This window comes from Chitinophaga sp. SYP-B3965 (assembly GCF_009647655.1).
Taxonomy (GTDB): domain Bacteria; phylum Bacteroidota; class Bacteroidia; order Chitinophagales; family Chitinophagaceae; genus Chitinophaga.
Genome location: NZ_WJFD01000002.1, coordinates 815,898 through 838,622 on the forward strand (window position 1 = coordinate 815,898; position 22,725 = coordinate 838,622).

At 38.4% G+C, this 22,725-nt stretch carries 18 protein-coding genes; 5 read left to right on the forward strand and 13 right to left on the reverse strand.

Annotated features, from left to right (window positions below):
- Position 1: 1 nt before the first annotated feature.
- The 3 genes from GFS24_RS17605 to GFS24_RS17615 all read right to left on the reverse strand — a co-directional run bounded on the left by GFS24_RS17605 (position 2) and on the right by GFS24_RS17615 (position 1,980).
- Positions 2-604: a mobile mystery protein B gene (locus GFS24_RS17605; RefSeq protein ID WP_153661542.1), complete on the reverse strand. Its 603-nt coding sequence runs from the start codon at positions 602-604 to the stop codon at positions 2-4.
- Complete coding sequence (locus GFS24_RS17610) at positions 595-1,062, reverse strand: mobile mystery protein A (RefSeq protein ID WP_253906505.1); 468 nt, start codon at positions 1,060-1,062, stop codon at positions 595-597. The genes GFS24_RS17605 and GFS24_RS17610 overlap by 10 nt, the downstream gene beginning before the upstream one ends.
- 123 nt (positions 1,063-1,185) lie before the next feature.
- Positions 1,186-1,980, reverse strand: coding sequence for a hypothetical protein (locus tag GFS24_RS17615; RefSeq protein WP_153661544.1), 795 nt, complete (start codon positions 1,978-1,980; stop codon positions 1,186-1,188).
- A 230-nt stretch (positions 1,981-2,210) separates the two neighbouring features.
- On the opposite strand from GFS24_RS17615, the gene GFS24_RS17620 reads away from it, so the two are divergent.
- From GFS24_RS17620 to GFS24_RS17630, 3 genes are all read left to right on the forward strand, one after another.
- Positions 2,211-3,209: a type IV toxin-antitoxin system AbiEi family antitoxin gene (locus tag GFS24_RS17620; RefSeq protein WP_153661546.1), complete on the forward strand. Its 999-nt coding sequence runs from the start codon at positions 2,211-2,213 to the stop codon at positions 3,207-3,209.
- The gene (locus GFS24_RS17625) at positions 3,196-4,023 is read left to right on the forward strand and encodes a nucleotidyl transferase AbiEii/AbiGii toxin family protein (protein ID WP_153661549.1); all 828 of its coding nucleotides are present in this window, start codon (positions 3,196-3,198) and stop codon (positions 4,021-4,023) included. The genes GFS24_RS17620 and GFS24_RS17625 overlap by 14 nt, the downstream gene beginning before the upstream one ends.
- Before the next feature lie 76 nt (positions 4,024-4,099).
- Positions 4,100-5,923: an AAA family ATPase gene (locus GFS24_RS17630; RefSeq protein ID WP_153661551.1), complete on the forward strand. Its 1,824-nt coding sequence runs from the start codon at positions 4,100-4,102 to the stop codon at positions 5,921-5,923.
- Positions 5,924-6,051: 128 nt separating this feature from the next.
- Here the strand turns inward: GFS24_RS17630 and GFS24_RS17635 are convergent, their stop codons facing one another.
- From GFS24_RS17635 to GFS24_RS17680, 10 genes are all read right to left on the reverse strand, one after another.
- Complete coding sequence (locus GFS24_RS17635) at positions 6,052-7,014, reverse strand: hypothetical protein (protein WP_153661553.1); 963 nt, start codon at positions 7,012-7,014, stop codon at positions 6,052-6,054.
- Between the two features lie 2 nt (positions 7,015-7,016).
- Complete coding sequence (locus tag GFS24_RS17640) at positions 7,017-10,292, reverse strand: hypothetical protein (protein ID WP_153661555.1); 3,276 nt, start codon at positions 10,290-10,292, stop codon at positions 7,017-7,019.
- Positions 10,292-10,942: a hypothetical protein gene (locus GFS24_RS17645; RefSeq protein ID WP_153661557.1), complete on the reverse strand. Its 651-nt coding sequence runs from the start codon at positions 10,940-10,942 to the stop codon at positions 10,292-10,294. Before GFS24_RS17645 ends, GFS24_RS17640 begins: the two co-directional genes overlap by 1 nt.
- The gene (locus tag GFS24_RS17650) at positions 10,915-12,252 is read right to left on the reverse strand and encodes a hypothetical protein (RefSeq protein WP_153661559.1); all 1,338 of its coding nucleotides are present in this window, start codon (positions 12,250-12,252) and stop codon (positions 10,915-10,917) included. Before GFS24_RS17650 ends, GFS24_RS17645 begins: the two co-directional genes overlap by 28 nt.
- Before the next feature lie 119 nt (positions 12,253-12,371).
- Positions 12,372-13,241, reverse strand: a complete 870-nt coding sequence (locus GFS24_RS17655; protein WP_153661561.1) for an RNA helicase — start codon at positions 13,239-13,241, stop codon at positions 12,372-12,374.
- A gap of 15 nt (positions 13,242-13,256) precedes the next feature.
- Positions 13,257-14,093, reverse strand: a complete 837-nt coding sequence (locus GFS24_RS17660) for a caspase family protein (RefSeq protein ID WP_153661563.1) — start codon at positions 14,091-14,093, stop codon at positions 13,257-13,259.
- Between the two features lie 578 nt (positions 14,094-14,671).
- Positions 14,672-15,505 (reverse strand): caspase family protein, encoded by an 834-nt coding sequence (locus tag GFS24_RS17665; protein ID WP_153661565.1) that lies wholly within the window; start codon positions 15,503-15,505, stop codon positions 14,672-14,674.
- A 220-nt stretch (positions 15,506-15,725) separates the two neighbouring features.
- Complete coding sequence (locus GFS24_RS17670) at positions 15,726-19,037, reverse strand: leucine-rich repeat domain-containing protein (protein WP_153661567.1); 3,312 nt, start codon at positions 19,035-19,037, stop codon at positions 15,726-15,728.
- 22 nt (positions 19,038-19,059) lie between these two features.
- Positions 19,060-19,938, reverse strand: coding sequence for a caspase family protein (locus tag GFS24_RS17675; RefSeq protein ID WP_153661569.1), 879 nt, complete (start codon positions 19,936-19,938; stop codon positions 19,060-19,062).
- Between the two features lie 200 nt (positions 19,939-20,138).
- Positions 20,139-21,029 carry a caspase family protein gene (locus tag GFS24_RS17680; RefSeq protein WP_153661571.1) on the reverse strand — a complete coding sequence of 297 codons (891 nt, stop codon included), beginning with the start codon at positions 21,027-21,029 and terminating at the stop codon, positions 20,139-20,141.
- A 366-nt stretch (positions 21,030-21,395) separates the two neighbouring features.
- Here GFS24_RS17680 and GFS24_RS17685 point away from each other — a divergent pair, with 366 nt between their 5' ends.
- A complete protein-coding gene (locus tag GFS24_RS17685; protein WP_153661573.1) occupies positions 21,396-22,004 on the forward strand; it encodes a hypothetical protein in 609 nt (202 codons plus the stop codon).
- Between the two features lie 100 nt (positions 22,005-22,104).
- Positions 22,105-22,719 (forward strand): Crp/Fnr family transcriptional regulator, encoded by a 615-nt coding sequence (locus GFS24_RS17690; protein WP_153661575.1) that lies wholly within the window; start codon positions 22,105-22,107, stop codon positions 22,717-22,719.
- Positions 22,720-22,725 lie beyond the last annotated feature (6 nt).

Sequence of the window (22,725 nt, forward strand, 5' to 3'; positions counted from 1 at the left end):
CTTACGAGCGGGAAAAAGTGATAAGGGGTTCGTAAATTCCGCGATCTGCTTTTCGCAAAGCGCCGAGATATAAGTTGCGAAACCCATCACGTTGGATGAGGTCGCGCCCACCCCATGTGAATACTTCGCGACCAAATAACTTCTCTATTATTACATCAGCGATGAGCCGGGAATGCCGCCCATTCCCATTCGCAAAACAATGGATGCTGACAATACGATGCTTAAAACGAATGGCGATCTCATCAGGACTATAAACCTTGTTATCAACCCAGTATCTGCAGTCGTCCAGCAGAACACGAAGCGCGATACTGATCTGAAGTTTATCTACTCCGATATTTTTATTTGAGTTTCTAAATGATCCAGCCCATTTCCAAACACCACCTAGCATTTTTACATGAAGCAGTCGCACGAATTGTTCAGATAGAATTTCATTGACATTGAATTTCTTCCGACGCTCAATCGTCCAACGGATCGCATTCTCTATATTGCGTTGTTCTACTTCATCCAATTCTCCTCTTGTTGTGATGGTGGGAATCAGTAAACCTTCTTTCTCTTCTTCATCAAGCGGTGTTTGCCCCTCGTTGTACTCAATATTTAATCCCATAAGGTTTTTGGCATTTCGCGTTTGAGTTCTGCTGTCATATCTTCAATAGCCTGGCCGATCCGCTTTTGTGAATTTTCCTGATCTTCCAGTTTCATGGTTGTGGAAGTGCGAGTGACAATCTTCACGGCCATTTCACGGGCTTTGCGCTCAAGCATGTTTTCTAAAGATCCATCTTTTGGAATGAAGGTGTAAACAAGTTCCATATCCAAAGCTTTCGCGGCATCCCGCAATGTTTTAAGTGTTATGGCGCCTTCTTTTTCACGGATTTCAATTTTACGAAGGCTTTGCGGAGTGATAGACATGCGGGCGCCTAATTGCCGAAGGGACATATTTAGCGTTTTTCGAATCAGGTTGATCCAGCCATCTTGAGGTAGTACGAATTGCTGTAAGGCCCCTTCTGTGCCTATTTTGTCATCTAATTGCCTGATAATCAGTAGGCTGTTTTGTGCTTTCATCATGTATGCTTAAAAATTACTGCTCAAATTTAAGCTTTTAGGATTAAATAATGGTAATAATTTTAAGCTTATAGGGTTGTAATTTTATCTTTCATTTAAGCTTATAGGCTTAAACACAGTTTGCGATCAAAGCCCTAATCCTTTAACCAATTTAATAAAGTAGTCTCTGACAATATTTTGCTTTCCTACCGGGAATGTTTTTATAAATGGATTTTTTGAAGCATAGGCTGTATCCATCATTACTGCCATGGAAAACAGATCAACGAACACTTCTATTAAGTCTCCTTTCCATTTAGGATTAAACCTGGTGTTGAATTCTATAAAAGAATCGGGGACGCCGCCTGGATCACCTGTGAGAGCAAACGTAAATAAATGCCCTACCTCATGAAGGAAAATATATTCAGGATCTAAGTCGGCCTCCCTTGGCCTGTATGAGACGATACTATTAAGATGAGGATAATAGCCTGCATTTGCATCTGCATGTTGATAAGGGATATGATAAATCCGGAGAGGTCTGTTATTGGGGGTCTTTAAAAAATATTCCGGTATCCCAAATTGTTCGAGTATGTTAATCAGTTTTATTACTGCTATCTTTTTTAATAATGGATTTTCGGAGGGCTGAAATCCTTTAACGTAATTTAAGAGGCTGACTAATACATTTATTTGTTTTCTGAGATCTTTCTCTGAAACATAGTGATACAAGAAATGACCGACTAAACAGCCCAATGCATATTTGGGCCCTATCAGGCAGTAGCTGCCTAAGTATGGGAATTTTTCTCTTTCAGAGAGATAAGTGGAAATTGAACCTTTGAATTCTTCGTTTGATCTTTGTTCTTCTGCCCGTTTGATTAGATATGTAATCAATTCAACTTTGGATGCAATGGTTGGATCTGAAAGCTTTGATATGATATCATATGCCATTTTGGAAATAATGTTTCAGTTCTTGCAAACATAAAGTAATTTCCTTCGTTGCAGAAAAAATGCATAAACAATTGATAATCATTTAGTATTTCTGTTAATTCACTTCATTGTGTTCATTATTGTTAATTGTTCACTGACAGTGAACGGGATGTTTTAATGAACATTAACTTGTTCATTTGCTAATTGTTCACTATTTTTGAGTGTTCACTGTCAGTGAACAATGGTTAAATATGAACAATAACGAGACATATATCCTGGAAAAAGCCCTCGCTCGTTTGGGTGAGTTAACTGGTATACAAGTAACAGACATTAGAAATGTTCCCAATGGGAGCATAGATTTTAAAATTAAATTAGAAAGGAAAAACCACTGGCATCTTGAACTTTCTGTTGAAACAAGAACAGAATTTAAACCCTACCATCTTCCAAGGATGATGGAAATGGCCAGGCAAAATACTCCCTTTATGCTTGTTGCGGAACGGATCTATCCTGCACAAAAGCAAGCCTTAAAGGAAAATGGAATTAACTATCTCGATACAGCAGGCAATATCTTTCTCAGTCATGATCAGATCTATCTCTTTGTGGAAGGGAACAAACCTGTGGATGAAATAAAGCCTGTTACCAACAGGGCCTTTACTAAAGGGGGACTAAAAACGGCATTCCATTTTTTATTGGATGAGCAATTCCTTAATATGCCTTACCGTACACTTGCCCAAACAACCGGTGTATCCCTTGGTAGCATTAATTATATCATGGAGGGCTTAGACCAGGCGGGGTTCATTCTTCCCGTTGACAATCAAACAAAAAAATTACAACAAAAGAAGCTATTGCTTGAACGTTGGATCACAGCGTATCATGAAACACTTAAACCCAGTCTGTTTATGGGTAGTTTTCTTTTTAAAGGAAGGGACTTATCTGAACCAGGTGAAAAAGAAAATGTATGGGGAGGAGAACCCGCAGCTGAAATGCTCATTAATCATCTATTCCCCCAAATTTATACTGTATATACGCTAAAGGATAAGCTGGGACTAATGAAGAGCTGGAAACTTATTCCAAAAAATGAAGGAGACCTTAAAGTGTATCAGAAATTCTGGACTGCTCCGGAATGGGATGCTAAACAACTGGCTCCTCCTTTGCTGATCTACGCCGATCTGTTAGAGACAAATGATCCCAGGTGTATAGAAGCAGCTGGTATCATTTATAACCAATTTTTGAAAAATGAATTTGAATAATATAAGGGAAGGAGGAGTAAAGGATGTTCTTGGTGTATTAGAACGGGCATTTAAAGCGCTTGACATTGACTATTATTTAATCGGCGCAATTGCCCGGGATATATGGTATTCAGCCAGCGATGTACAGCTGAGAACAACAAAAGATATTGATTTTGCGATACTGGTGGGAAGTAACGAACAGTACCAGCAGGTAAAACAATACCTGATCAATGAGGAAGGCTTTAGTGATAGCAAAGAAAATGCTTTCGTTGTAATATCACCGGGTAAAGTGGAAGTGGATATTTTGCCTTTCGGAGAAATTGCGATGGATGATGGGGTGCGAATAGAAGGAATGGGATTAACGCATATTGGCATTGATGGTTTTTGGGAGGTTCATCAGGCAGGGACGGAAGAGGTAGCACTTTCCACTGGTCATCACTTTAAAGTAGCTACCCTCGCATCTATCGTGTTGTTGAAATTAATTGCTTTCGATGACCGGCCGGAAAGGCGTTCAAAGGATCCCAGGGATATTGCGAATATCATCAGGCATTACTTTGAGCTGCAATCTGAGCTGATATATGACAGGCATGCTGATCTGTTTACACGCATTGATGATATACCATTGGAGGAAATTGCTGCCATTGTTATTGGGAGGGAGATCAAGACTATCATCGTAGGCAATGAGACGCTTTACAACAGGATTCTGGCTATAGTAGCGGGGCATGTTGAGCAGGCGGAAAAGAGTGCGTTTGTTAGAAATATGGTGGGTGAAAGCGGAGAGGATGTGGTGACGGTTGTTAAATGGTTAAATGGGATTGCAGAGGGTGTTTTATAATGCTTTTGGTTGGATGGTCTGTCGTTAAATTTTACTAGGAAGTTAGCATGTGGTATATACATAAAAAACAAATTCCATGTACATAAAAAATATTGTAATACAAAACATAGGCCCAATAGGAAAGATAAATTATGATTTCTCTTTCAACGAACAAGGAGCCCCGAAACCTGTAATAATTGTTGGAAAGAATGGTTCTGGGAAAAGCATCTTTATTTCTCATATCGTAAATACAATGCTTGGGTCTAAAAATGGAATTTATGAGGGGGAAGAAGTAAATGCAGGAAAAGTATATAAATTTCGTAGCCCTCAGTATGTTTCAACAGGGAAGTCCTTTTCCTATTCTAAAGTTACACTTTCTAATAATTTGCAAATGACGGAATGGGTCCTTCTTAACAAGAGGCCTGAAATTGAAAATGTGCTTATCGAAGAGGCTCTTGATGATAGCTGGAGAAATATTGATGAAAATGAAAATACCCATTTGCAAGGAAGTTTTGTGGACAATCGAGCCATGACAGAGCAATTTTTATCAAAAAATGCTCTATTATACTTTCCTGCAAATAGATTCGAAGAACCAGCATGGCTGAATATTGGCGATATAGTATCACATACCACCACATTTACTGAACGAACAAATATTAATGGGAAATCAGATCGTAGAATGATCTGCCATTCACCACTGAGAATAAATAAGAGCTGGCTTTTAGATATTGCATTGGATATGGAAATTTATGAAAGACAAATAATTACAGAGATGACATCTCCAAAGAATGGGGAAAAAATTACTTTTCCTGTGCCTATATTTGGAGGTTATGCAGGTCGTGCAACTACATTATTAGAGATGGCAAATTTGATCCTAAAGACCTCTTTTTCCGACGAAGTGAGATTTGGGATCGGGCATAGGGTCAATCGAAATCTTTCAGTAATGAAAGGGGATAAAGTACTTATTCCTAATGCATCACAGTTGTCATCGGGAGAAACGACAGTATTGAACTTATTTGTATCTATACTTAGAGATTTCGATCTAACTGGTGCTGAATTTAATTCGACATCGGAAATAACTGGAATTGTTGTAATCGATGAGATTGACTTACATCTTCACACACATCATCAATATGAGGTTCTGCCAAAGTTGATCAGTTTGTTTCCTAAGGTCCAATTTATTATCACCACGCATTCACCATTATTTATTTTGGGGTTGGAGAAAATATTGAGCAAAGATAATTTTGAAATTATTTCCTGCCCCGATGGTGCTGCTATCTCTTCGGAGAAATTTTCTGAATTTGGGGAGGCATATAAAGCATTTTTTGAAACAGAGAAGTTTCAAGAGGACCTTAATAATAGGCTTGCAAGAATAAATAAACCTACACTATTTGTGGAAGGAGAGCATGATCTAATATATTTGAATAAAGCAGCTACCCTTTTGAATAAGCAAAATATATTAGATCGTTTTTCTATAGAACAAGTTGGTGGGGAATCTAACCTGGACAAGATCTGGAATATATTTGATAACCATGTTAACAGCTTAGGTACTAACCAAAAGATCGTTTTGCTATATGATTGTGATGTAATAAGGGTTAACGATGCTCAAAGGAATAAATTGTTCAGACGAAGAGTTCCATTTATTGCTCAGAACCCTATTGAAAAAGGTGTAGAGAATCTTTTCGATACTAGGACTATTACAAAACTTGAGAGTGCAAATCCAGCTTTTATTGATTTTAAGGGAGAAACTACCCTTAAAGTAAGAGGAGTAACTGAGGTAATTCCAGAGAAGAAATCAATAAATAAAAATGAGAAAACAAATGTTGCTAAATGGCTAGACCAATATGGTGATGCGGAGGACTTTAAATTTTTTGATCCGATCTTTAAAATCCTGGAGGATATTGATAATGTGAATGTTTAACTCTTGATGATTTCTGGCCAATGAATAAAAGGGAAAGATTGAGAGGGGCAATCAATCTTAAGTTTAGTTCAAAAATGATGAATATCTCTCACGAAAGTCCCATTTGGTTTTTTCGTGAGGTTAAATATTTATATTGTAATAAGTCCATTTTTCTGCAATAACGATAGCAAATCCTGGCTTTCCTCTTCAATCCATTTATTCCTGGCAATCAATTGTGTAATCAATGACAGCTCAGATGCAGTAAATACATCTGCATCAAGGCCTGATAAGGGCAATTCCGGGAGCCAAAGGCTATTGTGGTCTTGTGAACTAATGGGTATCGCATCTCCTACATCAGGGGGTAACAGTATGGAAATTGATTTTCCCTTACTGGAGAATATCTGTTTTATTCTACAATAAATCCGCAGCCCTGCCAAATCCCAGTCACAACAATAGACAATAGATAAAGTCAGTTTATCTGCACCGATCTGTTCCAGGATGGTGGTGTTGTTTCCGCCAACATACCATAATTCCAGTTGATGCTCACGGGCAATCCAGGGGCGTTTGAGGTTTGCCAGGTTTTCACAAAGTACGATGATCCGGGGATTGGGGTGATCCACTACAAAACGCCACTGGTTGTTTTTAGGGTCTTGGTCTGGGAAACCCTGTACTTCCAATAATTGATATATGATTTTACAGATGCCGGGATGTTTTTCAAGGAATTTGGATCCTTTTTCTCTGAAAACCAGGCTGGAGAAGTGGCGAATGGTGCTTAGTCTTTCTCTTAATTCTTCCTTGTTGTCTGCAATAAATATAAAGGCATCCAGATCAAATTCATCAAACTGTTGCCTGGCGCTGAGATCGAGGTGATGTTGTGTTAAGAACTGATAGTATCTCAAATAGCTGTTGTGGAGATGCTGTTCATAATAAGCACGGTATCCTGGCTTTGCCACCAGCGTTCTGGTAATGCCTGGCTTAAGGGCTATTAATCTTTTATCCTCCTTAAGGTTTTTTACAAATGGGTGTTCCAGTATACGGGCATTTGTTGACTCGTTCTCGTATAACTCATGTAATGCCTTTAAATGTGGCCATTTCAGATTCCTATGTTTCATGACTAAGCTTCACTATTTATTGCGAAAAGATTTTCTTTATCGACTTCGCAGAATATACCCACGGGCGTATTATTAATCTCTTCATCGGATTTTGTGTTCTTATGTAACATATACATGTATTGCTCGCCATCTTTGAACTTGCCCAATGGATTAATGGATAGAGAAATAATCTGGTAATCGTGGACTTTGGCGATATTATATAACATATCATAATTACTTCCCAATCCTTCTGCTTCATCTATTGGCATAAAACGTATTCCGCGTCGTGTTTTCCTAGCGTCCGCGGATCCAATCACCGCTAACCGGGCGATGCATAATAACGCTATACCTGCGTAACTCTGTCCGTTACTACCTTTGTTTGACTGGCCGGTACTGGACTTCATGGAGAAAGTTAATTCCAGGTAGGTATTGGGATCCAGTAGCTTTTCTATTTTAGGGCGAGCAATATTGCCTGTTGTGCAAGACTGAAAGGCGGAGAGGATTTTTTCTTCCAGACTTACGCCTTCGGCTACCTCGTCATTAATACCGTAGTTTGGGTCACTGTCCAACCGGCGCTGAAATATCTCTATCCAGTTTTTGGGATATTCTCTGGAGAATTCCAGGGTTAAACGAACTCTATGCCCTCCTGTGATTACTTTGTCTTCTTGATTCAGGAATTGATCAATTTGCTTTGCAATGGTGATACGGGTACTGACTTCATCGTTTACATTATCCAGTAGGTCTTTTATTTTTTGCAGCTTTCGCTTGTTCAATTCTTTATTTTTATCATTGATCTTTTCCAGATAAGTACTAATTAACGTTATCATATTATCCGATGTGGCATTCACTTCCCGGAAGGCTCCTGGTAGTAAAGCAGCCCCTAATTCAGTGGTATCAAAATAACCTTTTAACTTGTAGGCATCATTCGGCACAAATTCGTCTGCAATTTCATCGTATGATTCTTCAAATATTTTTCGCTCTGATTCGTACTTTATCATTTTGTCATTTCTTCCATCTGCCTGGCTGTTTTCAAAATCCTTCGTGTCTGGTTGTTTGTGATAGGCTTCTTCGTACATCTTCCAAGCGACTTCTTTTTGTTCTTTGGATAGCTGGTAATCTTCCCAGGTCCTTTGTAGCTGGAATGTGTTAAGGTTTTGTCTGTAATAGTCAACTTGTTCTCTGATAAAACGGCCCTTATGATCTGCCCGATCGTATTGCTCATTCTGGTATTTTAGTTCCGGGGATGTATCTTCTATTATTTCAAGTGACCGCTTAATTACTTCGTGTATTTCAAGTAGTTTTTCTGTCCATTTATTTCCTCCAATGATGCCGTTTATTTTTCTTTCTTCCTCCTCTAGATCATTATTGAGTATTTTTATATCATGGAATGCGTCATTGGCGGCTTCATATGCTTCTTCTGCTGCCTCATAAGCATCTGTTATTTCCTCTTTCTTTTCACAAATATTGACAATGGAAGTAAGATCATCTTCACTCAATCTGATCAGGTCGTTTTCAACGAAGTTCATTACGTCTTCTTTGTGTTCCAGGGCCTGTAGATATATATCAAAATCTCTTTCACTTATAATGATGTTTTTTAAATTATTGATGATTTCGATCTTTTCCTTGAGTTTAGCGATGTCCTGTTTGAGTTGGGAGGTTTCAGTATTGGCGAAATTTTGAAGTTGGTCTAAATTCTCCGTTGTAAATATCTGGTTTTTCACAAAGGGGATATACTCCCGCAGGCCCTTGATATGTAACCAGACACCGTTATTATCATCATCTGGCTCAACGAAGCTAGGGTCTTTTAAAAGGGCTTCTGGCATGGGAATGTACCGGGTTATGCTTTTCTTTAAAATGGAAGGTTTCTTCGTCGTCAGCTCTTTGAAGTGCATAATAAGGCTTTCTTCTTCCATCGTGAAAGGGCGTTTTTGTGCCAATGCCCAACTGCTTAGTGATCCTGGTTCATTCAGGTCCCAAAATTTCAATAGGCCTTCTTTTTCTTGTATTTTTTCAAGATACCTAGCTCTTTCAGTATCTAGGAAGTCAACAAGGGCTGTTTTACTCCCCTTATCGGGAATACTCATGAAGTAATCTGAAGTGTTTGATCTTATTAGCATGGCGTCTAAGTGCATCATGCTTTTCTTCATTTCATGAAGCTTCTTGTCTTTATGGTATCTATTCGATAGCTGGCTTAATTCTCCGTACTTTTCTAGCAAGGTTTGTCCTCTTTGCAGTTTCTCATAGTTTCCAAGAATACTCTTGAGAAGGTTCTGAGCACTAGTAACCCTGGCCTGTTTTGTTTTAAACTCAGTTTCCATTCCCGCCAATTTTGCCTTGATCAATTGTTGAATAACGTCCAACGATTGCTTATGCATATAAGCCTCTCGATGTTGTGATTTGGCGTCTCGCAATAACTGTATTTCCCGCTCATAGGTATATTGTGCCCTGTTGACCAGCCATTCATATTTCAAACTGGCGGCTTCTCTTTCCTTTGTTAATAAGTGGGATAGCTTCTTTTGTTTGTGGGAAACGAGATCTATTTCTTTTTTATTACGGATGTGTTCAGAAAAGGAGTTTTCCATTTCCGCAACTGTCTGCTGATACTTCGCATAAATGTGTTTAGCTGCTTCATCGCCATATAAGAAGTCTTTAAGGGCACTTCCTTTCTGTGTCTCGAGTGATTTTCCACGAGAGAAGGACTGTATGATCTTGGCATAATCTTTTAATACTCTATCGCTTAGGGAGAGGTCTAATGCGAGGAGGTTATTTCGATAAAGGAATTTGTGGTAACCCTTTTTTTGAGGCCATACTCTGCAGGCCAGTTCCTGCATTTCCAGGTTGTTAATTAATTCATGTAGTGGAGGTACTTTTCCGTCTGAAAGGAAATCCTTAAATGATAGTGGTTCATTTAAAGGTATCAAGTCATTTTCATCATATCCTTTCTGTATTGCAAACGCAACCGTTTTGGAGCTATTTGATTCAATATATGCGCCTATTACTACGTATTGGTTTGGGGCTATTAGTATATTGAGAAAGGCATAACCTATTTCCGTACCCCTTCCATCCGGTGTTCTCAATACCATTCCATCCGGGGTTCTTTTTCCACCCAAGGCTTCTGTAGCGGAAACAAATGCTTCAGAACCCACTAGGATTAATTGTAATAGATCGGCTATCATACTTTTTCCAGAACCACTTTCTCCTACAAAATCAGTTCTGAAATTGTGGAAATTATAGTCAAACTCCTGGTGTTGCCGTAAACCTAGAGTAGATAACCTGTAAATACATGGATATTGCTTCATTACGCTGAAATTTGCCTGATGATGTTATCGATGTCGTTGATATAGTCTGCATATATTTTATTCAATCGGTGGAATGAGGGGTGTAGATCAAAAGTATCCTCCTCCAAGGTTATCCAGCCGATCTTCGAAAATTGAATGAGCGCGTACCGTATAGTTTCGTCCACTTTTTCGTCATTCATTTGGGAGGCGTTTTCCTTCTTAGCCCTGGCAAATAAGCGGTACAGGTCTGACTTTAGTTCTTCATAATCCTTCCTGATCATATTCTGTAGCGCTTTTACGGAGGATAATTCGAGGTTCTTGTCAATATATATGATCTTATACAGCAGAAAACCGACGATGACAAATTCGTTCTTCATAAATTCGCGGTGCTCTGCATCAACGGATCCACGGTTACTTCCATTGAAATCAAGATGATAGTAACTATCCAGGCCTTCCCCACCGCTAGTTAACTCCAGCTCGAAGAAATCGAGATAATATGTAGCGAGGCTCTCCTGGTTTTCCTGGATAAAGTTATAGTAGGCCTGCTGTTTTGTTATTTGCTGAAAATGCATCCCGTCTTTCAGTTGAAAGTCCAGGGTGCCAAAAAGCTCCGGGGCATCCCGGTGATGGAGGAAATCATATTTCAGCGGTAATGTATTTTCATCTCCCATATGCTGATGTTATTTAGCGTGACAGTAATTTCATTGTTAATATAGATGGTGTAATGGTCGTCCAGAGCAGCTATCTTTAATAATCTGTTTGCCACTTTTGAGGCCAGTTCTATATCTTCTTTTTCCTCTTGTACCATTTGGAAGAAATAGTCGGCGAAGTCTATGCTGCCAGCATTCCGACAATCCAGGCATATTTTATCTACCCATTGTGTTATCTTGTCCTGCTGTGCTACTTTTCTGCCTAAGACCTCATAACTTTCCCTTTTTTCTTCGGGTGTTTGTTCATCGGTCTTTACTTTTCTTGCCATAGCGGGAAAAAGCTCTTCCCTTCTTTCTACCACAATGAAGTGCGATTTTTTAGGCGTAACCCTAAATGAGGGAATATTGTCCGGAAGGCAAATACGTTTTTTTGTACCTGATTCTACGGTGGAGTTTTTGAGGATAAAACGTAGGAAGCGCTCCACATCTGTATTAAAGCGCGGTTTGTTTAATGCCCCAAAGAATTGCCTTAAGCGAGGGTGGAGCCTATCCAGCCGTTTGTCTATCAAGTCCAGCCTGTACTTTACTCCGGGGAAAAATTCTCTTGCTTGTGTGAGAAGATCCACTAGCAGTAGATTAGAGCTGTCAACTTCCATTAGCCGGTTGTCTAATTCTGTATTGATCTCTTTCATGGCGGTAAAGGCCACGCGGAGTTCATTATTATACTTCCTGATGCCCTCTAATAGCGTATCGATCTTTTTTAAGGTCTCTAAAACGTTTCCTTCCTGGAGTTGGGCGGATTCCCGTATTTCAGCTACGGCGGTATCTATTTTTCGGTCCAGGTTGTCCACCTGACCATTCATTCTAGGTTCAAATGCGTTAAAATTTAGCTCCAGCCAATTGGTTAGTGTTTTTTCATCTTCACAGGCGAGCAGTTTTGCTTTCAATTCAGTACAGATAATTTCAATTTGGGTAGGGTTGAAATTTCCTTCTAAAGCCCTCTCTACTTCCTGGCAGAGATTTTTTGCAAAAACTTTCAGTGTGTAGACCTGCTCATCGTCGTCGTACCGGAGATAATACTCCTGTAAAGTGCCAATCACGCTATTTAAGCGGTCCTGTTGCATTTTGGGAGATTCTTGCGGTGCCGTTTCTGTAAATGCGGTAAGGATATCCTGTTCTCTGAATTGCCCTTTGGCATAGGTGCTGTCGTTAATTTTGGCGTATAGCCATAGAATTGCCCTGAATATTTCTCTATCCGGGAACAAGGCATTAATATTCGTGCTTTTCTGCACCTCTGCCAGAAAATTAAATGGGACAACATTCTCATTCATGAACAGGGAATATAAATAACTACATTACTATAATTGGGTTAAGAATAAGAGAAATCTAATATAAGAAAAAATGCCGAATAGTTTGTTAATGTGTTGATTTTCTGATTGCTTGATGTTAGTTAAGCGGCACCAAATTTAACATACATTGTATACTCAACGAATCTTCTTAGTTTTTGCTTGCTTCCTACTATTCTTACCACTTCAGGTATGTTTTCGAATTCATTTATGATATTTTGAATGGTTGATTCATCAGGCTTAAGCACATTATGTTTTGCAAGATAGTCGGAAATGAATCTCATGAGTACTTGGGTTTCCCCTTCGGAAAATCCCATCGTTGGGGAATATATATTTAGAACTGAATTTGATTTTGGCTCAATTCGCTGGGCACTATTATATCTTATGATTCTCATTTCATACTTCAGTTCTTCCAGTGCTTTTAGGATGAATGCATCAGAAGTAACTACTTTATTCTCCAGATGCGCGATCTTATACTGTCCAAAATTCTTCAGGAATGTTGTGTAATCGGGATCATTAGTCGCTTTTTCGTGTGTTGCGATCAATCGTTTTTTCAATGTTTCCTTGAAATTTAAGATAAGGTTGAATCTTAAATCCCTCGGATAGTCAATATGCTCTATTAAAGAAGTGTCAAATGAGTAGCCGGTCAGGTCATCTTTTATAATAACTGTTGGTTTATCAAACGCTAACCGCATACCTAATTCAAACATTACGTTGGCGTTTTTGCAGCTTACGTCACAAACCACAATATCACTTGAATAAATATTCTCAATAATGCGTTTGTGAATCACCCCCACATCATCTGCTTCACTGACCAAATTAGGAACAAACCCGGCATCCGTACAAATATCCTTCAAGATCTCTAAAACATTTGCCCAATGTTCTGTTCCACAACCGTCAATGGCGCTCATAGGCATTATTATACCGCAAGTGGGTTGTACGGGTATTTTTTTGATGTTATTTTTATCAGTCATTGTTTATATTTATTGTTATCTAAGTGCTATCGTTGAATCGTTTTTAGTTTTATACCTGAGATTGAAATAAAAGCTGCCTTCCAGGTTACTTTCCTTGATAGGCGTTTGTACATTTTGTGTTAGATATTTTGTACGAATTATTACGGAGTCGTAGAATTCTTCTATGGAGAGATAAGGAACGCGTATATATTCTAGCATAGCAAAGGTGAATGGGCTATGGTTGCCGGTATTTATTGTAGCGTCTTTCGCGGATTTGCCTGATGAGGTGGAGAATCCGGTGAAAGATCCTGCAGGAGAATTTACCCTGGTAAATCCTGTATAGATGAACCTATTTGATCCGGGTTCACGGAATTTTTCTCTGAGTGGCGTTCGGCAAATGTCGAGGAATGAAATGGTAGTTCGGATCTTGGCTGTGGATATTTTTTTGAAGAGTTTTTGTATACAAAACGTTTCTCGGGGCAGATCTTTATTGGACATAGGTTTTGAATCAACCAATGCTATGTAGTTCTTTGCTTTATACTCCGAACCATGTGCTGCTGCGAAAAATACGAAGGTGGCTTCCGGACTCATTACCTGTAACACGGAATCTGTAGATTTTTCTACTTGCTTTTTGGTGGGGTCCAATAGCAGTACTGTATTGTATCCTATACTGTGGAAATACTCCGCCATAGATCTTGCATCATTAATTGTATTATCCAGGCTTGAATCATATAGGTAATTCGCAACGCCTATTAATACTGCAATATTTTCTACGTTAGGTTTTTGACGAGCTTTTTTGTTTTGGGCAACAATGTTATTAGCGATTTTCAGTATGATAACGGATAGTATGAAAAAGGTTAGAATAATTTTCATATTTAGTTTATATTTTAATATTATAATTATTGTGAACTTGCGATAGTGGCAGGTTCACGCTTTCTTTAGTTTTTGGCGGTATTAGCTGCATATATTAGTATCGCAACTAATGCCTTTAATTGGCGGTAGTTCCATTGATCTAGCATGGGCATGTTTATGCCTAGTCTATCAATAAATAGGAAATGGCTTGGAATTGACGAAAGTCTAATGTAACGCTATAACATATGAAAATGTTATACACAGGCTTTTCTCTTATATCGACAGGGATATATTAGTTTGTTGTCCGTTTTTTTTAATGGAAGAAAAAAATATTCAAGCGATAATCGCTTCTTACTGGTTGGTTTTCTTACATTTTTTATAGTTTATATTAATTATTTTTAATGCATTGATATTCTCTTTCCGTTTTTATCAAAAATGGATACTTAGAAATGTTGATATTCCCAGCATCTTTTTTCGGAATCCTAACAATAAGAGTCTTGAAGAATAAAAAGGGGTGAATGGCGTAAAATTAATTTTTACACGCTGAAGTGTAACCATTACTGGTAGCGGGTTCTAGAAGCTAAAATAAAATTAAAAATTTAGCTGGGATTATATACTAATGGAAACTTAGTTCCGGGTTTGAAAGGACAAATAGGTTGTTGTTGTGATATTTTATTGAAAAAATAGGGGGTGTCTAAATTGGATGTTTTGAAGGGCGCCTGCATATTTTTTGTATCCAAACGTACCTGTTTATTTACTTTGTTGAATAATTCATCTATTGTTATTTGAGGTTCACCAATATATTTGAGTAATGCACTGGTAAATGCCCCATTTTTTTCCCCATCGAATGCTTGCTGACCTGGAGAAGCTGCGAATGCTATAAATGTACGGGTGCGCAAATTGACATGAGCCAGGCCTTTTTTCAGTACTTTCTCGCTCCGCGGATTATCAGATACTAAATTCCTGCAGGCATCTAACAATATAATAGAGGTACGTACAGACCCTTCTTCACATAACTGAATAATATTATTGAGTGCATATGCATCATCAGTTAATTTCCTGGCATTATAAGGGTTGGCTGTTCTTGGGAGTATATAATTTTGTCCATTGTGCTCTACGGCATGGCCACTGAAATAGAATAAACAACTGTTGTTACCTTTTATCATTTTTCCAAATGTAGCAGTAGCATTTGCCAACTGTTCCTTATTAGGGTCTAGGAGTTTAATAACGTCAAAACCCAGTGTTTTTAAAACGGAGTCGATATCGTTGGCATCTTTTAAGGAATTTTCGAGTGGTGCTATATATTGATAGTTTGCAACACCCACCACTAAGGCTACTTTTTTTCCGCCTGTGGGTCCAGCTTCCTGATTGTGAACACTCGCACGTCCAGTATGTATAGTTAATAGTATAAAGGCGAGAAGTGTAATTTTCATGTATGTAAAATATTTTCCATTTTGGGATAAGACGACGAATTTTGATGGTGTTTCATAAAATAAGAGGTTAAATGAGTATCTAAGGGGGAAGAGGGGACAAAATTTTGACTAATAATTTCAGCTTAATAGCTAGTGATTAACATTTATGAATGTAGCGCAATCATAATTTATTTATTTTATCACTGGATATTTTAATGATCCGTAAATTACTACTATTGTTTTATGATAGCCCCTTCGGTATTTTCAGCATTTCCAGAAAAGCTTTTATTTTGGACCTGTCAAAGATCCGCTCATACCATAGTTTGGCAATGAAAAGGTTCCAGATGACTCCCACTATATACAGAGAAAGTTTGAGTACATTACTTTTTCGGAAGTTATCCCAGGCTTCTTTTTTCAGCCAGGGAACGTATTCTTGTTGTAACATGATGAATCCTGCAATGGTGAGGGCTAAGCTTAGTATAAAAAGTATCCAGGCATTCCTTTGCCATTTTCTTAACATCTTCCTTTTATATGCTTCAACTGCAGGGTTGGTTTTTTGAGCTTGGCTGTTTAGCCGTATTTTCTGACGATTTATTCTTCCCTGTAGTAGCCCATTAACATAGAAATCTCCTCCCTCTGTATTTATAGTAAGGGTTTGTTCCTGCTCTTTAATTACTTCAAACCGGCCGAGCACTTCATTGATATTATACACTCTCAGTTTCCCCGTGAATGGGTCTATTTCCGGTGTTTTTATTTCTGTTTCGCCGCCATAGCGATAGGTGAGTACATCATTATAATCTACCTGGTAATCGCCCAGGTCAATCATTTCTGTCCAGGCCTTAAATCTTTCTTCATGGGCGTTGCGTAATGCATCACGGATCAGGAAGAAAAACCCTTGTATATCTTTTCCCCTTATCCATATGTCTATTGTGCGGTCGTTTTCTTCAATCAGTGCATCACAGTAGTTGGATCGATGCTCTTTATACTCCAGTACAATTCCTCTGTTCCAGTATTGGCTACCCTTCACGTATTTGAACATTTTTACAATGAACCTGATTATAATATAAGAAGGTATCTCCGTTTCATAACTAAAGTAATAATGCTTTGCATCGCTAATAAAGTTGGTTTTTTTTAACTCACTGGGTAGATCATCAGGGAATGCATCTGGCAGATAGATATTTCTGTCCCGTTCATCAAAATAGGCTACCCTGAAATGGCTCATTAGGGTGATGAGGTAATCGATTTCGTGAGCGTGATAGGTATAGTCTGTTGAACAGGATGGTTGAAGGATATGTACAATGTCTTTCTTTTTTACTTTTCCTCTCATCTTTGATTTTATCCATCCATTTGTAATGATCTTATACATCCCATCAGAAAGCCATTCCGGATTAAGGATATGTATGCCTCTTAAGTTATTCTCATCTAAATAACGTACTGTACCAATAAAATTTAGTTGGCTTAATAACCCTTTCTCTGTTCCGTTGGCAATGCCGTGCTCTTTGCAGCAGTCTATAAACTCCTGCATCGTTATATATGGTTTCTTTTTCTTTTCGTACATCTCTTCCACTACATGTTTTACATTTTTGTAGTTGGAGAGAAAACCTTGTTCAATATGTGGTAGTTGAAGGAATGTTTTCCTGACTGCAGTGAAAAGCTTCTGTAATTCTATATTCCTCTCTTCAAACAATACTTTGTTATCATTGCAATTTTGGAGTGAATCGGCCTGTTTGAGCGAAATGCGGTATTCCGATTGCTGCCACCTGGTTTCGTATTTTGTGGAGATCAGGTTGGCCTTGAGATTAGAGCGTGCGTTGAGATCGTCTTTATTCGTTATAATGAAAAATGGTGAGTTGGGGGCGTGATTATCGAGGAATTTCAGGTATTTATCCGGTTGTTCGTCCGTGACAGCGTTTAGTATAATTAAATACAGTGTATTATCTGTTAGAAAATACTGGTGCAAAGACTGCTGCACTTCCTGCCCTCCAAAATCCCAGAAATTGATCCTATATTCATCAGTTCCATCCCAGAAATTATACCTTGAGATACGAACGCCCTGGGTAACCGATTTTTCCTCAGAAAAGGGTATGCCCAGAAAGTAATTGAGGAGGTTGGATTTACCTGCATCCGGTTCTCCCAGTAGGATCACTTTTGCCTCGCGGAAAGGTATCAGCTCACTCACCTTTAGATTTGTGTAGAAGGCTTGTATTGCTTCATTACCCTGGGCTATTACATCTACTCCTGGTGACACCAATGGATTAGGTAGGATAAGCATTTCGCCTATCAGGGAACTGATCTCTTTCTGTTCTGCCTCTTGAATTGGTCCTCCAAACAACATCTTCCTTTCGATGTCCTGTAGCATGGATGCTTTCTCATGATGTTTGCTTTGCAGCACGGCATTTTTTAGGAAAAGGATCGTGTCAAAGGACAGTTTGTAGTGATGTGAAAAGAGATTTTCAAAGATAACTTCGGACATCATTTTAATAGCGTTACCTTGCATGTTTAATTTTCTCAGCTTAGGAAGCTTCTGAAGGCGATTGATATCTATAATATTATTATTGTTGATATGCAACGTTTCCAGGTTAAGGAGGTTGGTAAGGCCATTTATAGACGTTAGATCGTTATGTCCCAAGTCGAGGTAACGCAGGTGCACTAGTTTTCCAAATTCTTCTTCGTTCTTCAGGCGACATGAACTAAGCAAGAGGGTTTCTAGTTTGTTTTGGTTGTCGGCATTTTTTATCTCAGTGATCCAATTTCCAGATGCTGATAAAACTTTAAGACCAGATGCTGGGAATATCAATACTTCAATCCCGTTGTATGCTATAGATAGTTCTTCTATTAAGGGAAGCGTTGCTATTTCATCCATTGAGGAAATGCGTGTATTATTAAGCAATAGCCGCTTTATATTTTTTAAATTTTCTATTAGTTTTATATCCAGTAACTCATTGAAACTAAGGTTTAGAATTTCCAGATCCGGAAGATCGGTCAATGGCGAAATGGAAGTGATCTTATTGTTTGCGGCATTTAGTTCTTTTAGTTTTGGATGATTGATCATTTGCGAGAGATTTGTTATCCCACAGTAGCTAATATCTAATTCCTCCAGGTTAGATAGCGCAGAAATGAAGTGCAATTGTAGTTTTGAAGTAAACGATATATCCAGTTTTTTTAGTTTTGGTAATTGTATTAAGAAGGTGAGGTCATTAAAGAAGCAGTTTGGGAGTTCCAGCTCTTCTAACTTGATAAATGAATTGAGTATAGTTATGTCTTCATGATTTAAGAAAGTGCAGCTTTCCAAACATAATGTCTTTAAATTTTTCAATGCAGGTTGTGATAGGAATGTAGGCAGTTTTATGTAACCATTACCATGTTGTCTACTTGATTTGTCAGCAGGGAAATATATCCTCAGCACTTCCAGGTGAGAACATTCCCCTATTAATTGATTTATTTTTTCTTCTTTCTCCCGGTCATAGTTAAGAAAAAGATCTGAATTTAAGAGTTTAAGTACAGGGTTACGATTAGCGATATTTTCTTTTATCAGGTCTATAGCTGATTCCATAAGTGGCAATTTTTATAACTTTTTACATTCCTTTCAAGGTAGAGGAGGTTTCATCGCTGCTGCCACCTGTATCATACAACCTAAACTCTTCATCCAATGTAGTGATCCTAAAGGGGGCCTGCTTATTTTTGCTTTTCTCTTTTACAAACTTAGTGGCCTTCGTGATCACTTGATCAAACGTGTCATTCTTATTAGATATGAATTTGAGTATGCCTTCTGTGAAGTATCCATTTCTGCCTGTACTTTCAAGGGTACTAGAACCTGGCGTTGTGCCATATGCGATATAATAGGAAGCATTCAGCGCCGCTTTGATCTTTGCGAGCCCATTACTAAAGATCATTACCTGATCTCCTTTGTTGGGATTGCGCCGGCAGCAGTCTAGGATGATAATACGGGTTTTTACCTTTTTGCTATCCATGGTATTTAATAGGGTTGCAAAATCGAAGGTTTGTGCCTGCATATCTTCCAGGGACTGCGGATTTGAATTTTCAAAATAGAGGTAGTTGTTATCCAGGTACTCTGCGGCATGACCTGCATAATAAAAGATGCAGATACTTTCTTTTGTCATTCTTTTCCTAAACTCATTTAAGGAGTCCTGGAATATTTTCAGGCTTTTGTCTAATACGATGATTGTCTGATAGCCGGCAGTTTTTAATACGGAGTCCATGTCTCTTGCATCATTTAGGGCACAGGGTAAGGAATCAAGGTATTTATATTTTGAATTGCCTACTACCAGCGCTATTTTCTTTTGATCCGCATGTTGGAGATGTGCGGATTGTGCGATGAACTTAATAATATTAGCTCTTCTTGTATTAGTGTCACTGATATTTATTGCTGCTGCTTCATTCACACTTACTACCATCACCATGAAAGCAATCAATATGATAAAAAAACGCTTCATATACAGGATTAGTTTTGGTATTGTATAAATAGATTAACTATTCTTTTCCCTTAGGAAGTAGAACGAGGATCTTGCGGAATATTAGGAGAGGAATAAATTAGTAATGGTTACTGTGCTGACTCTCGTGTAATAAACTCTGCATTTTTGTAGTGTTAAATTTTTGTCTTTGCTATCATTGTTACTTCTTTTTTAGATTTGGATTAAATTCTTTTGTGAGGGTTGTGTAGGAAAGTGAAGGTGTTCTTACGCTGCTGCATAGGGAGATCCTGGTGTAATGTTAACGAACGGCGTAATATTGGTGATGATACTTCTACGGTGTCACTGTTCACCGTGCCTATATTATTCTTTAAGAAAAAATACTCGTTATCTAAATTACTAGTACGATAAGGTATTTGTTTGTCTCCTGTCTGATTTCTTACTTCTTTTGAAACTTTATTAAATAATTGGTCGATTGATACATCTGGCTGGTTGATGTTATTAAGTAAAGCATTGGTTAACAAACCATTCCTTCCATTTTCGCAGCCGGAGGTACCCGGTGCGGTGGCATACACAAGAAATGTGCTATTGGGTATGGTAACGCCGGTTAGGCCTTTATTATAATTTTTGTTGTTGGACCTACAGCCTGCGGCATCTAATATAATAATACTTGTTTTGATCCGGGCTGTATTGCATTTGGCAAACAGTTTTTGTAAAGGATAGGCGTCTACCAGTGGATTAGACGGTTTGTTTGGGTTGAAGGACCTGGTAAACAGAAAATTCTCTCCTTTTATTTCGGCTGCATGGCCAGCGAAGTAAAACAGGCAGGTGCTGGCATTCCGCATGTTTTCTCCAAACGCTTCTATTTTCCTGGAAAACTCTTTGGCAGAGGGATCCAGTAGCCTTACCACTTCAAATCCCAAAGCGGTAAGAACGGAATCCATGTTCTTCGCATCATGTAGCGAATTCCCCAATGGATCTATAAATTGATAGTTTCCTACCCCTATTACGAGTGCGATCTTTTTACCTTTCTCTTCTCCGAAGTCCTTTTTGCCGGCTATTCCATTTACTATCGTGAGTATAACTGTAATAAAAGCAAGCAATGAAAACTTCATGATTCCATTTTAAATGAATAAATGAGGTTGATCAAAAGCTATGACCTCTATTTAAAAGAGGGACATGGGTACTAAAAAGGGGGAATGGCCAGCAATCTTTTGACATTACTCAGACAAAGTGTTGTATTCTTTTAACGGAGTACGATCATGTTTAATGATTTTTAATCAATCAATTATGTATTAATGATGCTGATACAAATTGTTTATCCATTAACTAATTTTTGTAAAGAAAAATTGACAAAACTTTGCAAATAAACGGGAGCTCGGAATTTTTTGTTGAATATTCATTTTTTCCTACATTCGCAACTTCTAGTTTGAACCCCTAAGCCCCAAGTTCTTTTTTTTAAATCAACCAAAACATATCGAATGAAAAACTTTGACCCAGAAGAGGCCTATCCTCTATTATTTGAAAATTTCCGAAGGATCTTTCCCATACCCCTTGTTCTTGTCCGGGACTTTACGCAGCGATCTGTCATGATTGAATTCAAAAAGAGTGACATGATCACTGATGGTGTTCAGTTATCGGAGTATAGCTATTTCATCATTCGCGGATTGATCATGTGTTATACGCCGAACGATGGCACTAACGTGGTCAGATGGATAAGAAGTGAAGATGACTATGCCTATAGCATGGACATGTTCAGGATTAAGTTTGGCTACGATCCCAGGCTTATTGGTAATATCTTGGTTGCCATGGAGGATACGGTAGTAATCGGGATCAAACATGAAGATATCTTCTGGCTACAGGATAATAGCATAGAAATGGGGATCATCGTAAATACGCTTATGACTTTCCATACCGGATTGGACCAGCAAATGCCGAGGATTCATTCACTGGCACCTGTAGAGAGATATAAAGAGATACAGCAGCGGGTATCTTATGATCTCAGCAGGGTGCCGGATATTTATCTTGCGTCTTTTTTGAATATTACATTGAGGGAATTGAAAGAAGTTCGGGAAAGTATACAACAATAATTCAAGACCCTACTTTTAGCACTATTTTATCGTAACCCTACGCTCCAAGTTAACGCCCGGTATATTCTTATTTTAATCTTAAAACCAAATATTATCTACCATGCGGAAGAAGTACACCAAACTGGATCTCCCTTTAGAACAGATCTTTAATTTCCTATTTAATGACCTTAAGAAGATTGGCAAAATGTGCTCTGGAGTGATGACGGCTATAAGAGAAAGGGCGGGGTCGGAAAAGATCCCAAAGAAGACTATTCTCCTGAAAAAGGGACAAGTATGCGATTCTTGTTATTTCGTGGTAAGTGGGTTGCTAAGGGCTTATTCTTTAAAAGGGAATAAAGAGGTAACGCTGTGGGTTATGACCACTGGTGATGTTGCCATAGGCGTTACCAGCTTTTATGATCAAGCGCCCAGTGAGGAATATATTGAAGCATTGGAGGATACGGTTGTTGTCAGCTTGAGTTATGATCACCTGCAATGGATCTATGAGAACTACGTTGAGTTTAATGTAATAGGCCGAAAGCTCACTGAAAAATATCATAAGTTGTTTAACATGCGGTTGTGCACCATGGTAGATTCCAGGGAAGAAAGATATAATAAGTTCGTGAAGGATTATCCTGGATTGGTTGACAGGATCCATGGGAAATACCTTGCCTCTCTGTTAGGTATGAGCCCCTCCTATTTGAGTACAATTAAGACTGCACTCAAATTATTGTGATTTTGA

Bases quoted from the DNA above. Each gene is read 5' to 3' on its own strand.
- GFS24_RS17665 (WP_153661565.1), bottom strand. From the start codon at position 15,505: ATGAAAATTACACTTCTCGCCTTTATACTATTAACTATACATACTGGA.
- GFS24_RS17615 (WP_153661544.1), bottom strand. From the start codon at position 1,980: ATGGCATATGATATCATATCAAAGCTTTCAGATCCAACCATTGCATCC.
- GFS24_RS17610 (WP_253906505.1), bottom strand. From the start codon at position 1,062: ATGATGAAAGCACAAAACAGCCTACTGATTATCAGGCAATTAGATGAC.
- GFS24_RS17690 (WP_153661575.1), top strand. From the start codon at position 22,105: ATGCGGAAGAAGTACACCAAACTGGATCTCCCTTTAGAACAGATCTTT.
- GFS24_RS17655 (WP_153661561.1), bottom strand. From the start codon at position 13,241: ATGACTGATAAAAATAACATCAAAAAAATACCCGTACAACCCACTTGC.
- GFS24_RS17605 (WP_153661542.1), bottom strand. From the start codon at position 604: ATGGGATTAAATATTGAGTACAACGAGGGGCAAACACCGCTTGATGAA.
- GFS24_RS17650 (WP_153661559.1), bottom strand. From the start codon at position 12,252: ATGAATGAGAATGTTGTCCCATTTAATTTTCTGGCAGAGGTGCAGAAA.
- GFS24_RS17685 (WP_153661573.1), top strand. From the start codon at position 21,396: ATGAAAAACTTTGACCCAGAAGAGGCCTATCCTCTATTATTTGAAAAT.
- GFS24_RS17620 (WP_153661546.1), top strand. From the start codon at position 2,211: ATGAACAATAACGAGACATATATCCTGGAAAAAGCCCTCGCTCGTTTG.
- GFS24_RS17660 (WP_153661563.1), bottom strand. From the start codon at position 14,093: ATGAAAATTATTCTAACCTTTTTCATACTATCCGTTATCATACTGAAA.
- GFS24_RS17675 (WP_153661569.1), bottom strand. From the start codon at position 19,938: ATGAAGCGTTTTTTTATCATATTGATTGCTTTCATGGTGATGGTAGTA.
- GFS24_RS17630 (WP_153661551.1), top strand. From the start codon at position 4,100: ATGTACATAAAAAATATTGTAATACAAAACATAGGCCCAATAGGAAAG.
- GFS24_RS17645 (WP_153661557.1), bottom strand. From the start codon at position 10,942: ATGGGAGATGAAAATACATTACCGCTGAAATATGATTTCCTCCATCAC.
- GFS24_RS17625 (WP_153661549.1), top strand. From the start codon at position 3,196: ATGAATTTGAATAATATAAGGGAAGGAGGAGTAAAGGATGTTCTTGGT.
- GFS24_RS17670 (WP_153661567.1), bottom strand. From the start codon at position 19,037: ATGGAATCAGCTATAGACCTGATAAAAGAAAATATCGCTAATCGTAAC.
- GFS24_RS17680 (WP_153661571.1), bottom strand. From the start codon at position 21,029: ATGAAGTTTTCATTGCTTGCTTTTATTACAGTTATACTCACGATAGTA.
- GFS24_RS17640 (WP_153661555.1), bottom strand. From the start codon at position 10,292: ATGAAGCAATATCCATGTATTTACAGGTTATCTACTCTAGGTTTACGG.
- GFS24_RS17635 (WP_153661553.1), bottom strand. From the start codon at position 7,014: ATGAAACATAGGAATCTGAAATGGCCACATTTAAAGGCATTACATGAG.